The organism is Paenisporosarcina sp. P4_E4_2 (genome assembly GCF_056401595.1).
Genome location: NZ_JBFUJC010000535.1, coordinates 1 through 1,267 on the forward strand (window position 1 = coordinate 1; position 1,267 = coordinate 1,267).

Below are 1,267 nucleotides of genomic sequence, written 5' to 3' on the forward strand. Positions count from 1 at the left end.
CTTGCTACTTGAAGATGCAAGAATATTAATTGGTATATTCTGAATAAAGAGACGAAAATCCTGCATTATTTAGTTTCCAGCAAAAAAAATTATTTTTCACATTTCTCTAGCGCAATAGTGATGAACATAAAAAACCCTTTGAACTATTTTAAAGTTCAAAGGGGTATTGTCAGTATGTTAAACTTGCTGCAACAAGCAATCCTACAACGATAGAAATCGAAAACAAACTGAATCCAATAGCTAAATTGCCATTTTCCACTTCTTTCGCCAAGTCTGTTTTTGGCGTGAGTCCATATTCCACAATCCAGTAAGCGATTACTTGAGTCGCAATACCCACCAGACCCCAGATAAAGGCATCAAGCAAATTTACGCTCCCAGCCCAGACGGTATAGATGACAATGCCCAGACCGATTGCTTTCCCCCACAATTTTAAAGCCACTGCAATATTGCCTTCTTTAATCAATTTTAATTCAGAAAACTTTGTGGTAAAAGCAAACACGGTAAGCCCCAAAAGCATGAGCAAGACGCCAACTCCAAAGTGCGCTAAAAAGTTTCCAACAGTTTCTCCTGTAATATATTCCATCATAATTATCATCCCTTCAATCTATCTTCTATGCCAATCGGTAAAAAATATGATAAGTTATTCGTTATTGCCCCACCTGCACGTATTCCAATTGCGCCCGCTTGATCATTCAGCAAAAAGCAGCCATACATCAAATGGACCTGTTTTCTGCCAGAAGTCGTCTGGACTTCTGTTTCTGGCAATGGATAWAAAGCTTGATAGACTGGTAAATTATCGACGTAAGTTTTCTGGGGCTCTTCGTCAATGGTTTYGCCAGCTCCGTTGAATATCTCTACCGTATCGCCTTCACGTCCAAAAGAGGGCTTTCGGACATAGGGCATATTCATTTTTAAGAATTCATCAGGTTCCAAATAAGTTGGTAAAAAATATTGCTCAATCACTTGATGTTCTTCAGCGGTGAAATACTGGTCATCCTCATGTAAGCCCCATATAAGTGCCTGGACTGCCTTTGATTGCAATAAAAAAGCAGAAGGAGGATTGATGACCATCACTTTTTTCTCAATAATGAGTTTGATCAGTTCCTGCCCAATGTTCTCGTCGGTCGTTGGGTCTTTGTCATTCACTAAATGTTCGACCGGGTACGTTTGTCGGTATAAAATATCGATCCGTTCCCCACTTGGAGTAAAAAGGCCAGAATCCGTGATAACCCCATTCTCCTCCACAGGTTCCGTCAGTACTTGAAGC

2 protein-coding genes are annotated in these 1,267 nt (G+C 40.2%); both read right to left on the reverse strand.

The window, feature by feature from the left end; all coding sequences use genetic code 11:
- Nucleotides 1-169: 169 nt before the first annotated feature.
- Complete coding sequence (locus AC1DSB_RS19475) at nt 170-595, reverse strand: DUF350 domain-containing protein (protein WP_477532126.1); 426 nt, start codon at nt 593-595, stop codon at nt 170-172.
- Nucleotides 592-1,267, reverse strand: a 676-nt coding sequence (locus AC1DSB_RS19480; RefSeq protein WP_477587437.1) for a glutathionylspermidine synthase family protein, incomplete at its 5' end; no start/stop codon positions are given. The genes AC1DSB_RS19480 and AC1DSB_RS19475, both read right to left, overlap by 4 nt.